Origin of the sequence: Pseudoalteromonas sp. SG45-1 (assembly GCF_014164135.1) — a bacterium.
In the GTDB taxonomy this organism is placed as follows: domain Bacteria; phylum Pseudomonadota; class Gammaproteobacteria; order Enterobacterales; family Alteromonadaceae; genus Pseudoalteromonas; species Pseudoalteromonas distincta.
Genome location: NZ_JACJEP010000009.1, coordinates 119942 through 133356, shown reverse-complemented (window position 1 = coordinate 133356; position 13415 = coordinate 119942). Strand labels below are relative to the sequence as shown.

The 13415-nt window shown below is 41.3% G+C and carries 13 protein-coding genes and 1 tRNA gene; 7 read left to right on the top strand and 7 right to left on the bottom strand.

The annotated features are described in order from the left end of the window. Positions 1–3 precede the first annotated feature (3 nt). From rplK to deoC, 5 genes are all read right to left on the bottom strand, one after another. Entirely contained in the window at positions 4–432 is a 429-nt protein-coding gene (gene rplK, locus H5117_RS10210) for a 50S ribosomal protein L11 (protein ID WP_002958879.1), read from the bottom strand. A gap of 215 nt (positions 433–647) precedes the next feature. Further along, positions 648–1211, bottom strand: coding sequence for a transcription termination/antitermination protein NusG (nusG, locus tag H5117_RS10205; protein ID WP_002958878.1), 564 nt, complete (start codon positions 1209–1211; stop codon positions 648–650). A gap of 4 nt (positions 1212–1215) precedes the next feature. Beyond that, positions 1216–1593 carry a preprotein translocase subunit SecE gene (gene secE, locus H5117_RS10200; RefSeq protein WP_002958877.1) on the bottom strand — a complete coding sequence of 126 codons (378 nt, stop codon included), beginning with the start codon at positions 1591–1593 and terminating at the stop codon, positions 1216–1218. Positions 1594–1725: 132 nt separating this feature from the next. After that, positions 1726–1802, bottom strand: a tRNA-Trp gene (locus H5117_RS10195). A 148-nt stretch (positions 1803–1950) separates the two neighbouring features. Then, on the bottom strand, positions 1951–2694 hold the full coding sequence (gene deoC, locus H5117_RS10190; protein WP_154903753.1) for a deoxyribose-phosphate aldolase: 744 nt from the start codon (positions 2692–2694) through the stop codon (positions 1951–1953). 451 nt (positions 2695–3145) lie between these two features. Here deoC and cysG point away from each other — a divergent pair, with 451 nt between their 5' ends. The 6 genes from cysG to cysQ are packed head-to-tail and all read left to right on the top strand — an operon-like array spanning position 3146 to position 10108. Continuing rightward, positions 3146–4573 (top strand): siroheme synthase CysG, encoded by a 1428-nt coding sequence (gene cysG, locus H5117_RS10185; RefSeq protein ID WP_024603341.1) that lies wholly within the window; start codon positions 3146–3148, stop codon positions 4571–4573. Positions 4574–4622: 49 nt separating this feature from the next. Continuing rightward, complete coding sequence (gene cysD, locus H5117_RS10180; protein ID WP_002958873.1) at positions 4623–5522, top strand: sulfate adenylyltransferase subunit CysD; 900 nt, start codon at positions 4623–4625, stop codon at positions 5520–5522. After that, positions 5522–6946 (top strand): sulfate adenylyltransferase subunit CysN, encoded by a 1425-nt coding sequence (gene cysN / locus H5117_RS10175; protein WP_024603862.1) that lies wholly within the window; start codon positions 5522–5524, stop codon positions 6944–6946. Before cysD ends, cysN begins: the two co-directional genes overlap by 1 nt. Before the next feature lie 31 nt (positions 6947–6977). After that, entirely contained in the window at positions 6978–8702 is a 1725-nt protein-coding gene (locus H5117_RS10170) for an SLC13 family permease (RefSeq protein ID WP_002958871.1), read from the top strand. Positions 8703–8734: 32 nt separating this feature from the next. Further along, the gene (gene cysC, locus H5117_RS10165) at positions 8735–9328 is read left to right on the top strand and encodes an adenylyl-sulfate kinase (protein ID WP_007378439.1); all 594 of its coding nucleotides are present in this window, start codon (positions 8735–8737) and stop codon (positions 9326–9328) included. Between the two features lie 9 nt (positions 9329–9337). After that, positions 9338–10108: a 3'(2'),5'-bisphosphate nucleotidase CysQ gene (gene cysQ, locus H5117_RS10160; RefSeq protein WP_182737591.1), complete on the top strand. Its 771-nt coding sequence runs from the start codon at positions 9338–9340 to the stop codon at positions 10106–10108. 110 nt (positions 10109–10218) lie between these two features. On the opposite strand, the gene H5117_RS10155 is transcribed toward cysQ, so the two are convergent. Beyond that, entirely contained in the window at positions 10219–10704 is a 486-nt protein-coding gene (locus H5117_RS10155; protein WP_182733789.1) for a hypothetical protein, read from the bottom strand. Positions 10705–10794: 90 nt separating this feature from the next. Then, a complete protein-coding gene (locus H5117_RS10150) occupies positions 10795–11592 on the bottom strand; it encodes an alpha/beta fold hydrolase (protein ID WP_182733788.1) in 798 nt (265 codons plus the stop codon). Between the two features lie 444 nt (positions 11593–12036). Between H5117_RS10150 and H5117_RS10145 the strand changes: the two genes are divergently transcribed. Then, positions 12037–13320 carry an aromatic amino acid transport family protein gene (locus H5117_RS10145; protein WP_002958865.1) on the top strand — a complete coding sequence of 428 codons (1284 nt, stop codon included), beginning with the start codon at positions 12037–12039 and terminating at the stop codon, positions 13318–13320. Positions 13321–13415: the final 95 nt, after the last annotated feature.

Below are 13415 nucleotides of genomic sequence, written 5' to 3'. Positions count from 1 at the left end.
TTCTTAGTCCTCTACGTTCAAGCCCATCGCACGCGCAGAACCTGCGATAGTGCGAACCGCTGCGTCCATATCGGCAGCTGTAAGGTCAGTTCGTTTTGTCTCAACAATTTCTTCAAGTTGAGCACGAGTTACTGTGCCTACTTTATCAGTGTTAGGACGGCCTGAGCCTGACTTGATACCAGCAGCTTTCTTAAGTAAGTAAGCAGCAGGTGGCGTTTTCATGTCGAACGTAAATGAACGGTCACCGTAAACAGAGATCACTACAGGAACTGGAGCGCCTTTTTCGATAGACTCTGTACGTGCGTTAAACGCTTTACAGAATTCCATGATGTTTACACCGTGTTGACCTAGTGCAGGACCTACTGGAGGACTAGGATTAGCCATACCAGCGGCAACTTGTAGCTTGATTAGAGCTTCAACTTTTTTAGCCATTATAAATACCTCATTTGGTGGGTCTCAGCCTTGTGCGCGCGAGGACGCGTACTCTAACGGCTTCCCAGTTTAAAAATTGGTTTCGTACTTTTTGCACAGTAAAAAAATAAATTTTACCTTAATACAAAAAGGCCGCTGATTATAAGTTAATCAGCGGCCTTTTTCAAGCTTCATGCCAAAATTTAAATAAAAATTAGCGAAGCTTTTTTAATCAATTACTTATCTTGCTCAACTTGACCGAATTCAAGCTCAACTGGCGTAGAACGACCAAAAATAAGTACAGATACTTTTACGCGGCTCTTTTCGTAGTCAACTTCTTCAACTACACCACTGAAATCTGCAAATGGACCATCTGTAACGCGTACAACTTCACCTGGTTCAAATAATGTAGCAGGTTTAGGTGCTTCAGCATTTTCTTGTAGGCGATTAAGAATGCGCTCAGCTTCTTTAGGGCTGATAGGAGCAGGACGATCAGACGTACCACCAATAAAGCCCATAACGCGTTCTGTGCTGTTCACTAAGTGCCAGCTTGCGTCATTCATATCCATTTGTACTAATACATAACCTGGGAAGAATTTACGCTCAGATTTACGCTTTTGGCCAGCGCGCATCTCAACAACTTCTTCAGTTGGTACCAATATCTCACCAAAGCTCGATTCTAGACCTTCGATTTTAATATGTTCAATTAACGTTTGAGCTACACGCTTTTCGTAACCAGAAAAGGCCTGTACTACATACCAACGTAACTTAATTTCTTTGTTCTCGTTCTCATCCGACATGGGATCAGATCTCCAATCCAGTTAAAAAGCCTACAGCGCGGAATAAAATGCCATCTAATCCCCAAAGGATAAGTGCCATAATCACTGTTGCAACCATTACAATTAATGTCGTGTGGGTAGTTTCTTGGCGCGTTGGCCAAATAACTTTGCGTACTTCAATTCGAGCTTCTTTAGCGAAAGCAAGAAAGTTACGTCCCTTAAATGTTTGCGAGGCAATTGCTAATCCGGCCGCTATTGCAACAACAACGCCAATAGCACGTAGTAATACAGATTGATCTGCATACATGTGATTACCAACAACTGCGCCTGCAAGTAGCGCGATTGCTACTAACCACTTTACTGACTCCATCGCACTTGATGGTGTTTCTACATTCGTGCTCATAATATTATTACCTTAACTACAGACACAACAACCCTACACTACGGCAGGGTTAATCCATTAAAATCTAAACTTAAAAACAGACTTAATTTAAACCGGTTTTTAATCTCAGACTACTCAAATAACAAGTAAAACTGGCAGGGGCGGAGAGATTCGAACTCCCAACCATCGGTTTTGGAGACCGCTGTTCTACCAATTGGAACTACGCCCCTGCAAAGTGGATGCCTATTATACTTACGCAGTTCATTAACACAAGCCTAAAAGATACCCACATTGGAAAATCTAATTAATTAATTACATTATTGTTTAAACTGCTAATAATTTAATCGGTTAGATAAACCTACAATCCAAAGATATTGATTATTTCCCTATGGTTTTATAAACGTCACTTAACAAGCTTGAAGCGCCAAACCTAAATGTATTTGCTTGCAAATAATCATCACCCATTATTGCGCGTGCTAGCGCTAAATAATCACTAGCATCGGCCACTGTTTTAACACCGCCGGCCGCTTTAAAGCCCACACGTTTATTTGAGTTTTTAATGGCTGTTAGCATAGTTTTTGTTGATTCAAGCGTGGCATTTACAGCTACTTTACCCGTACTGGTTTTTACAAAATCAGCACCGCCTTCAATTGCAAGCTCCGTGGCTTGAGTAATAAGCGCGTCGGTTTTTAGCTCGCCGCTTTCTATTATTACTTTAAGTTGCGCGCGCGACCCACATGCTTTTTTACTTTCGCTTACATAGTTAACTACAGTTTGAGCATCGCCCGCGATTAACTTTTTATAAGGAATAACCAAATCAATTTCGTCTGCGCCGCGCTCTATAGCAATAAGTGTTTCGTTAATTACATCACTCAGTGGTGCATCACCCGTTGGAAAGTTAGTGACTGTTGCGACTTTAACATGGTTAAGCTCACGCGCTGCGAGTGCTATTTTTGCATCATCAACAAAGTCGCTATAAACACATACGGCGGCAGGCGTACCTAAGGTAGGATTTATGCTATCAACAAGTGCTTGAATGCTTTTGGTGGTATCGCTGGTGTTTAAGCTTGTTAAATCCATCAGTGCGACTGCTAATGCGGCATCTTTTTGGTGTTGTGTCATTAGAGCTCCGTTGCTTATGTAATACCAATTTTATTAAGAACATGATCATTTTAGCGTATTAAATAACGCACTAACTACGTTAAAAACTATTTATTTAGAACAACTATGTATCATAATTTTAGCCTTGTTATTGAGCTATTTTCTCGTCGCTATAAATAGATCACTAATTTAATGCAAATGGTATAAGTACAAAATTTGATATGCCTCCATATTAACAAATTAAACCAAACTCGCTATAGCTCATAACCAAACACTATAAGCTGGTTATTTTACTTGTAACTCGGCGCAATCCCTTATTAACTAGCTCTTAGGCCTAAAAAGCCCACCTATTATAACTTTTGGTTATATCAACTTGGTTTTAATTATTTTTTACTTATTGATAGCCGCTATATTCTGCATATCAGAATAAAGCGTTTTCTTATATTTGAATTTGTTTAGGGGTCTTATTAACGTGCAGTATTTACCTATCTTTACCAAACTCGACAACAAACCAGTATTGGTTGTTGGCGGTGGAGAGGTCGCTTTACGCAAATGTCGCGCGTTTTTAAAAGCGAGAGCAAGCGTTACTTTAGTAGCACCTTGGTTTTGCGACGAACTAAAAGAGCATGCACATAATAATGAAGTAACGCTTATTGATGCTTATTTTGATGAATCGCACCTTGATGGCAAAATGCTTGTTATTGCAGCAACCGACCGCGATGAAGTAAACAACAACGTATTTGAACTTGCCAATGCCCGCAATGTGTTTGTAAACGTGGTTGATGACCAACCTAAATGTACGTTTATATTCCCATCCATTGTTGACCGTGACCCAATTACGATTGCTATATCAAGTGCTGGCACAGCGCCCGTACTTGCACGTCGCTTACGCGAAAAGCTCGAAACTCTTATTCCACATCATATTGGCCCACTTGCAACACTTGTCGGTGGCTTTAGAGACAAAGTAAAAAAACGCTTTAAGCATTTTTCAGACCGCCGCCAATTTTGGGAAGGCGTGTTCGACTCATCTGTTGTGAGTAAAGTACAAACCGGCGATACCCAAGCCGCACAGCAGCAACTAGAGCAAATGCTAGATGCAAAAGCAGAACCTGAAGGCGAAGTATATGTAGTAGGTGCAGGCCCTGGCGATCCAGAGCTTTTAACACTTAAAGCACTGCAACTTATGCAACAAGCCGACGTCGTCGTTTATGACTTTTTAGTCTCTGACGAAATTATGGAACTAGTGCGCCGCGATGCTGACCTTATTTGTGTAGGTAAACGTTTGGGCGATCATAGTGTTGTTCAAGAAGATACCAACCAAATGCTGGTCGACCTTGCTAAACAAGGCAAAAAAGTATGCCGCATTAAAGGTGGTGACCCGTTTATTTATGGCCGTGGTGGCGAAGAAGTACAAGTACTGGCTGCTAACAACGTAAATTATCAAATTGTACCGGGTATTACAGCCGCTGCAGGTTGTAGTGCTTACGCGGGTATTCCGCTAACGCATCGTGACCATGCACAAGCCATTCAATTTGTAACTGGCCACTGTAAAAAAGACGGTCAAGAACTTGATTGGCAATCGCTGGCAAAAGCAAATCAAACGCTGGCTATTTACATGGGCGTAATTAAATCGCCGCACATACAAAGCGAGCTTTTAAAACATGGCCGCAAAGCCGACACCCCTGTTGCCATTATCGAAAACGGTACACGTAAAAATCAGCGTGTAGTAACAGGCCAATTAGGCGAACTTGCCGACTTAATTGAACGCAACAGCATTATATCGCCTGCACTACTCATTATTGGCGAAGTAGCCGCCCTGCACTCGCAACTAGCGTGGTTTGGGAAAAACGAGCAAACAAGCAGCTTTGCACAGCCGCTAACAGATGTATCAAATACATAACCGAATTTTAAATTTGTAACTTTTAATCATTTTAGTAGGACGACTAACAATGGCTTTAACTCACCTTCAGCAACTTGAAGCTGAAAGTATCAAAATCATGCGCGAAGTCGCCGCTGAGTTTGAGAACCCAGTAATGCTTTACTCTATTGGTAAAGATTCGTCGGTACTTTTGCACTTAGCGCGTAAAGCATTTTACCCTGCAAAAATTCCGTTTCCGTTATTACACGTAGACACCAACTGGAAGTTTCGTGAAATGATCGAGTTTCGCGACCGTATAGCTAAAGAATATGGCTTTGATCTTCTGGTACACAAAAATCCAGAAGGCATTGAAATGGGTGTAGGCCCGTTTACGCATGGCTCGGGTAAACATACCGACATAATGAAAACCCAAGGCTTAAAACAAGCGCTAGATAAATACGGCTTTGATGCTGCATTTGGTGGCGCACGCCGCGACGAAGAAAAGTCACGCGCAAAAGAGCGTGTTTATTCGTTCCGCGACAAACACCACCGTTGGGACCCTAAAAACCAACGCCCAGAGCTTTGGAATACCTACAACAGCCAAGTTAATCCGGGTGAGAGCATTCGTGTTTTCCCATTATCTAACTGGACTGAGCTTGATATTTGGCAATACATTTATCAAGAAAACATCGAAATGGTGCCATTGTACCTAGCTAAAGATCGCCCAGTAGTTGAGCGCGACGGTACTTTGATTATGGTTGACGATGAGCGTATGCCTCTTAATGAAGGTGAAGTACCGCAAATGAAATCTGTACGTTTTCGTACATTAGGCTGCTACCCACTTACCGGTGCAGTTGAATCAACAGCCAGTACTTTAACCGAAATCATCGAAGAAATGCTGCTATCTACGTCATCTGAACGTGAAGGTCGTGTTATTGACCATGATTCAGCCGGCTCAATGGAGAAGAAAAAACGTGAGGGGTATTTTTAATGTCTAGCCAAAATAACGATACATTTAACGAAGTAAAAGAAATAGGCATAGACGCCTACCTAGCACGCCAACAAGACAAAAGCTTATTACGCATGCTTACTTGTGGCAGCGTAGATGACGGTAAATCAACACTGATTGGCCGCCTACTGCACGACAGCCACCAAATTTATGAAGATCAGCTAGCAGCCCTTCATAAAGATAACGAAAAAGTAGGTAATGCAGGTGAAGATCTTGACCTTGCTTTATTAGTTGATGGCCTACAAGCTGAGCGTGAACAAGGCATTACGATTGACGTAGCGTACCGTTACTTTTCAACGGCTAAGCGTAAATTTATTATTGCCGACACGCCTGGGCACGAGCAATACACGCGCAACATGGTAACTGGTGCATCAACAAGCGATGTCGCCATTATTTTGGTTGATGCGCGTTACGGCGTACAAGTACAAACTAAGCGCCATAGCTTTATTTGTGACTCGCTGGGCATTAAACAGTTTGTTGTTGCCGTTAATAAAATGGATATCGTTGATTTTGACGAAACCGTGTATGAAAAAATTAAGGCCGATTACCTTAAATTTGCTGAGCAACTTAACGTATCAAACATTAAGTTTGTGCCTATGTCGGCGCTTAAAGGCGACAACGTAGTAACACGCTCTGCACATACACCGTATTACACCGACAAGCCGCTACTAGAGTTATTAGAAGATTCGCCAGCAGCCGAAACAGATACAGGCTTTGAAGCGCGCCTACCGGTGCAATATGTCGTGCGTCCTAACTTAAACTTCCGTGGTTTTCAGGGCACACTTACATCGGGCAAGATGCACGTAGGCGATGCTATAAAAGTATTACCGTCGGGTAAAACATCAAGCATTAAAGAAATTGTTACCTTTGATGGTAATCTGGACAGCGCCGAAGCAGGCCAAGCAATTACCGTTACCCTAAATAACGAAATTGATATTAGCCGAGGGGATGTAATCGTACCTGCAAATTCAACGGCCGCTGTAACTAACCAGTTGCAAGCTAAAATTGTGTGGATGCATGAATCGCCATTAGTGTTAGGTAAAAGCTATAACCTAAAACTAGGTAGCAAAAACACCTCAGCTATTGTTAAAAAGATTGACTACACAATTGATGTAAACACGCTTGAGCACGGCACTAGCGACTCATTACAGCTAAACGAAATTGCGATTGTAACGCTTGAACTAACCGAAACTATTTTGGCAGACGAGTACCACAGCAATCACGAAACAGGCTCGTTTATCCTAATCGATCGCTTATCAAACCTAACTGTTGCTGCCGGTATGATTGAGCAAGTACTGCAAAGCCAAACAAAGCAAAGTAACTTTAGCGAATTTGAAGTTGAATTTAACAGCTTAGTACGCAAGCACTTCCCGCATTGGCAAGCGCTTGATATTTCTAAGTTATAAGTTAACTTTAGCCTGTTAGGAATTTAAAAGCATGGTAGAACAGCTCGTTTTAACAGGCATTATGCTTACCTTAGTCGGGTGCCTTTTTGGCACCCGTATTAATCCAGCATGGTTATTTGTAAGCGCTATTGGTACCAGCTACTTAGCAGGGCTAATCGATCTTGAAAGTATGTTAGTTAACTACGCTAACCCGTCGCTTATCACTTTAGTACTATTGGTGTTAGTGTCGACCGCAATAGAAAAAACCACCCTAATTCAAAAGTTAGCGCAATCGCTATCTAAAGGTAGTTTAGTAAAATCGGTAACAAAATTAGGGTTATCAACCGCCTTTTTATCGTCGTTTACTAACAATACTGCCGTTGTTGCATCGCTTATTACCGCGATAAAAGACAACCCTAATCACTCCCCTTCAAAGCTATTATTACCGCTGTCGTACACTGCTATTTTGGGCGGCACCATTACGCTTATTGGTACATCAACCAACTTAATCGTTAATGGCTTTGCAGTAGATGCGGGAATGGAACCGCTGGGCTTTTTTGACTTTACATTAGTGGGTTTAGGCGCGCTAAGCGTAGGCCTAATTACCATTTTAGTAATGCTTAAATACTTACCCGACAACGGTAAAAGCGACCAAGAAGTCGTGCCTTTTTACCTAGAAGGTAAAGTACAAGCAAGCTCAAAATTAATAGGCCAAACCGTAGAAGAAAACGGCCTGCGTGATTTAAAAGACTTATTCCTTGCTGAAATTATTCGCGATGGCAGCCGAATTTGCGCAGTCACTCCGCAGCAAATTATTCAAAAAGACGACGTGCTGCTGTTTGTAGGTGACATAAAATCGGTGCCATTACTTACCCGTTTCGACGGTTTAAAAGTAGTGCACGAGAATCATCAAAAAGACATAGAACACTTAGTAGAAGTAGTCGTAAGTCAATCTTCAAAATTTATTGGCAAAACCGTAAAAGAAGCCCGCTTTAGAGAGCAGTTTCATGCTGCTGTTATTGCCATTCGCCGTGGACACGATCGCTTACAAGGCGGCCTTGGGCAAGTGCAATTACAAGCTGGCGACTCACTTATACTCGCACCAGGCAAAAACTTTTACACCTTGCCTAATTTAAAGCGCGAATTTGTGTATATTTCAGGGTTTGACTTACAAGCCCACCTTGCACCTAAGCAATCAAATATTGTGCTACTAAGCTTTGCCGCAGTACTGGGTTTAAGCATTATTGGCATAGTGCCGCTGGTTAAAGGCTTATTAGTATTACTGATTGGCTTAATGCTCAGCGGCACCATAAAACTTAACGAAGTAAAACGCCGTTTTCCTATCGAGTTATTGGTGGTTGTAGGTAGCGCCATTGGCCTTGCTAAATTAATGATAGGCACCGGACTTGCCGGGCAAATATCCGACGCCATGTTTATGGTACTTGGGGATTTTGGCCCGTACGGCGCGTTTATAGCTATATTTTTAATGACCGTATTATTTACCGAGCTTATAACTAACAACGCAGCTGCTGCCTTGTCGTTCCCTGTTGCTTACTCGCTCGCGGTTGGTTTTAATGTAGACCCGCTACCGTTTATTATGGCGGTTGCCTTTGGCGCATCAGCCAGCTTTATATCGCCATTTGGGTATCAAACTAATCTAATGGTTTATAGCGCGGGTAACTATCGCTTAAAAGATTACATAGTGATGGGCTTACCCCTTTCTATTATTTATTCAATCACGGTATTAACCCTGATCCCGCTGGTATTTCCGTTTTAATACCTGCGCTCACAGCATAAGAGACTCTCACTATGGATGAAAATATAGTTTGGCATAACTACGCAACGACAAAAGCACAGCGTAGTGAGCAAAAAAAACATAAGCCCGCTATTTTATGGTTTACCGGCTTTTCAGGCTCTGGCAAAAGCACCGTAGCAAACGCACTAGAAGCGGCGCTTAATCAGCAAGGTACGCACACTTACCTGCTCGATGGCGACAACGTACGCCACGGTTTGTGTAAAGATCTAGGCTTTAGCGACGAAGACCGTATTGAAAACATACGCCGCGTAGGCGAAACCGCAAAACTAATGACCGATGCTGGCTTGTTAGTACTTACTGCGTTTATATCGCCTTTTAGAGCAGAACGCGACATGGTGCGCAGCTTAGTAGACGAAGGCGAATTTATCGAAGTATTTATCGATACCCCACTGGATGTATGCGAAAGCCGCGATCCAAAAGGCTTATACAAAAAAGCCCGCGCTGGAGAGATAAAACACTTCACTGGTATCGATTCAAGCTACGAAGTGCCAAACAATCCAGAAATAATTTTAGATACAAGTAAAAACACCCTAGACCAATCGGTTACACAACTGATAACGTATCTAAAACAAAAGCACATAATATAGGTTAACCCCATGAATCAAACCGAACTGCTAGAAGAAACCCTCATCCTTGCCCGCAAAGCAGGCCAAGCGATAATGGGAATTTACGAAAAGGATTTTAACGTTGAGTACAAAGCCGATGAAAGCCCCGTAACCGACGCCGATTTAGCAGCTCATAAACTGATTGTGGCAGGGCTTCAACAGCTCACACCTGATATTCCAATACTCAGTGAAGAAAACGCCGACATAAGCTGGGATGTACGCCAAACGTGGAAAAGCTACTGGTTAGTTGACCCAATCGACGGCACTAAAGAATTTATCAAAAAGAACGGTGAATTTACCGTAAACATCGCCCTAATTAAAAACGGCATTCCTATTTTAGCCGTAGTAGATGCACCTGCCCTTGGCGTATCCTACTTAGCTGCCGAAGCAATTGGCGCATTTAAAGATAAAGGCGATGAGCGAATTGAGCTTAAGGTAACTACCAAACCTAACAAAGGGTTAATTCGAGTTGTAGGCAGCCGCTCGCACCCATCACCCGATTTAGCCGAGTTTGTAAAACGCTTTGATGATGTTGAAATGGTGTCTAAAGGCAGCTCACTAAAGCTGTGTTTAGTCGCCGAAGGCAGCGCCGATATTTACCCGCGCTTAGGTCCAACTTGCGAATGGGATACAGGTGCAGGCCATGCAATCGCCGAAATAGCCGGTGCTAAAGTCACTAAGCTTGATGGCAGCCCGCTTATTTATAACACTAAAGATGAGTACTTAAATCCGTATTTTATTGTAAGTGCGATAGAAGAGTAAGGTAGTTTTTAGTGGTTAGCTATCGGTTGTTAAAAAGACAAGTGATAGCTTTAACTCTTTGATGTTACCAGTTGATGTCTAGCAAACGGTGAAAAAACATGCCTAATTTATTACTTGCTAGGTTTTAAGTACATCATACTACCTTTAAATACATCAAATAACTCACAATGAAACTTTTGAAGACTATCAATTAGCTCCTCAATTTCCCTTAGATTACGAGTAAACTCGGGATTTGATTCTTGCGTACCAGGTAATGAATTAATTTGCATTAAGTTTAGCCAGGCTGATGCATCAGAGTCTACTTGAAATAACCAATCGGTCACAATACCGTCAAAATAAAAATCAGCTAGGGCGAGTGCCTCTTGAAGCTCTTCGTACAACTTATCATCGACCACATGATTTATATCAACACTACGCAAAAACCTTTTTACAACTATATAAATATGCAATTTATTTGAGTTACTTTCACGCTTCTCTTTATCAACATTAAGCTTCCACTGCTGGTATGCAATAAAGCCTACTGAGATGGCAATTACAGGGCTTAATAAAGCCGAAAAGGTATCAATAACTTGCCTAGCAGTACTTAACGCTTCCAATTTAAATTCCTTTTAAGTTAACCCATTTAGATCTTTTTTAAGTTTTGTAAGTCAAAAAAGAAAGGCCTATCCCTATTTTATCTACAACCCTTAAAGATTTTGCTGGGCGATAAAAGCAAGCGAGTGCTGATTGAATAAGTCAGGACGTTCCACATTACAAACATGGCCACAATGGTGAATAGTTTGCAGTACGCTATTTTTATGACGCTTAACCATTTCTTTAACAGGGCCAAGGAACATATGATCTTCCTTACCCATAATATAAAGAATGGGAATATCAATGTCTTTTTCTTTGAAGTATTGCATTAAAGGATTTACGTCCATGGCTAATTTAAACCATTTTATAAACTCTTTTTGGCACAAGCGTTTTGCTTCACGAACAAACAAAAGTCGAGATTCTTTATGACGCTTTTTCGGCATCATAATAAAAGCAAATAAACGATACAGCCACATATAAGGCAAGAAGTGTTTAAAAGTATTACCTAAATAAACCAATGTATTACTGCGCGTATTAAAACGAGTAACCGCTCCACCTAGCACCATGCTAGAAACATATTGCGGCGCAATTTCAGCAATATTTCGAATGAGTATTGTGCCCAATGAAATACCAACAAAGTGTGCGCTGGTGATATTGTTATGATCTAACACATCAATGATGTCTTTAGAGACATTATTAAATGAATAATTATTATCAACAAAGTTTTGTACTAAGTTATTCGATTTACCGTGACCACGAAGATCTAGCAACAACACATTATATTCTTTTTTATAGGCTTTAAGCTGACGAAACCAAATTGCCGAGCTACCACCTGCTCCATGGACAAATACAACCCATGTTTTACTGGTTTCGTGCGCAAAAGTAGTATGGAAGAGAATCTCTTTGCTCATTGCAGTTAGTGGCCTATTTACTTCGTTTGGCATATTCAATTACAGGAAGTATAACGGAGTTTAATAAAAATCTCTTATGAAGTTCAGATCAATGGCTTCTACTTAACAGCTTTTCGCTGCAGATTCTGATTTTTAAATGAAAGCCAATAAAATGACCTTCCTCTATTTTTACGTTATGAAAACCGCCTACCTCGCCTTTGTTGCTCGCGTGACACTATAGCGTGTTGGGTTTCGCTGCGCTCAAACCAACCTACTTTAAAATTATAATGTGGTGCTGCCGCTTAAGGGTTTGCTCACTTTTACACCGCTGTTTCGTATTCATGACACTTACCCTTCAATTTGGTCTAATTAATTAGTCTACAAATCCTCTCAAAACATGAAATTTTTAGCTAAAAACTATATTCTTGCGTGCGATTATTATTTAAATAATGGATAAACACACACATGACAACATCTCAAGATGCAACGCTTTCAAATGCATCAACAACAGGTGCACACACACCTTCAAACACACCCACTTCTAAATGGAATCTGCACGATACGCAGTGGACTTTAAGCCTTTTTGGTACCGCCGTTGGTGCGGGTATTTTATTTTTACCTATTAATATTGGCATTGGCGGTTTTTGGCCGTTAATTATTTTGGCATGCTTAGCATTTCCAATGACCTTTTGTGCACACCGTGGATTAGCGCGTTTTGTACTTTCATCAAAAAATAAAGATGCCGATTTTACCGATGTAGTTGAAGAACACTTTGGTGTGACTGCGGGGCGGTTAATTTCTTTATTGTACTTTTTATCTATATTCCCAATTTTGCTTATTTACGGTGTGGGCTTAACCAATACCGTTGATAGCTTTATGGTTAATCAAATGGGGATGGAATCACCTTCTCGCGTGTTGCTTTCGGGTGTATTAGTTGCAGGTATGATTAGCTTAATGATGGGCGGAGAGCGCTTAATGCTGCGTGCCTTTGCTATTTTAGTTTATCCGCTTGTGGGTATATTGTTCTTTTTATCACTTTATTTAATCCCAAGCTGGCAAATGCCAGATATGACACTGCCTGAAATGGGCAGCTTTGGTAAAACGTTGTGGTTATCGATTCCTATTATTGTGTTTTCGTTTAGCCACGCAGCGGCTATCTCAAGCTTTGTAAACGTGCAACGCGGTCACTACGGTGAACAAGCTACACATAAGTCTGAGGCGATTTTAAAGCGCACTAGCTTACTACTTATTACCTTTGTACTGTTATTTGTGTTCTCTTGCGTGTTGTCGCTTACAGGCGAGCAAATGGCCGCTGCTAAAGCCGCTAACGTATCGGTTTTATCCTACCTTGCTAATATTACTGATAACTCGTTTATTGCCACACTTGGGCCGCTTGTTGCCTTTATTGCTATTACATCGTCGTTTTTGGGTCACTTTTTAGGGGCACGTGAGAGCTTTACGGGTTTAGTAACTAAACAAACAAGCTTAAGCGCAAAAGCGGCTGATAAAATTGGTGTATTAATTATGTTTTTAGCTATTTGGTTTTGCGCTGTTAAAAACCCAAGTATTTTAGACATGATGGATCAGTTATCGGGCCCTATCATCGCGATGATTTTATTCATCATGCCAATGATCGCAGTTTATAAAGTGCCTGCACTTCATAAATACCGCAACCGTTTAAGCACGCTATTTATATTAGCGGTTGGCTCACTTGCTGTATTTGCACTTTTATACAGCATGCTTAAGTAATAAAACTGTTTATACAAAAGCCCGGCTACTTTTTAGCCGGGCTTTTTTGTGTGCTGTTTATCTCAAATTGTTTTTTTATAGTCGCTCTTCAGGCA

What these genes read in the sequence shown, in the direction of transcription:
- cysD (WP_002958873.1), top strand. Translation starts at nt 4,623, where the DNA reads ATGGCTTTAACTCACCTTCAGCAACTTGAAGCTGAAAGTATCAAAATC.
- cysQ (WP_182737591.1), top strand. Translation starts at nt 9,338, where the DNA reads ATGAATCAAACCGAACTGCTAGAAGAAACCCTCATCCTTGCCCGCAAA.
- cysC (WP_007378439.1), top strand. Translation starts at nt 8,735, where the DNA reads ATGGATGAAAATATAGTTTGGCATAACTACGCAACGACAAAAGCACAG.
- nusG (WP_002958878.1), bottom strand. Translation starts at nt 1,211, where the DNA reads ATGTCGGATGAGAACGAGAACAAAGAAATTAAGTTACGTTGGTATGTA.
- H5117_RS10150 (WP_182733788.1), bottom strand. Translation starts at nt 11,592, where the DNA reads ATGAGCAAAGAGATTCTCTTCCATACTACTTTTGCGCACGAAACCAGT.
- H5117_RS10170 (WP_002958871.1), top strand. Translation starts at nt 6,978, where the DNA reads ATGGTAGAACAGCTCGTTTTAACAGGCATTATGCTTACCTTAGTCGGG.
- secE (WP_002958877.1), bottom strand. Translation starts at nt 1,593, where the DNA reads ATGAGCACGAATGTAGAAACACCATCAAGTGCGATGGAGTCAGTAAAG.
- cysN (WP_024603862.1), top strand. Translation starts at nt 5,522, where the DNA reads ATGTCTAGCCAAAATAACGATACATTTAACGAAGTAAAAGAAATAGGC.
- rplK (WP_002958879.1), bottom strand. Translation starts at nt 432, where the DNA reads ATGGCTAAAAAAGTTGAAGCTCTAATCAAGCTACAAGTTGCCGCTGGT.
- deoC (WP_154903753.1), bottom strand. Translation starts at nt 2,694, where the DNA reads ATGACACAACACCAAAAAGATGCCGCATTAGCAGTCGCACTGATGGAT.
- H5117_RS10145 (WP_002958865.1), top strand. Translation starts at nt 12,037, where the DNA reads ATGACAACATCTCAAGATGCAACGCTTTCAAATGCATCAACAACAGGT.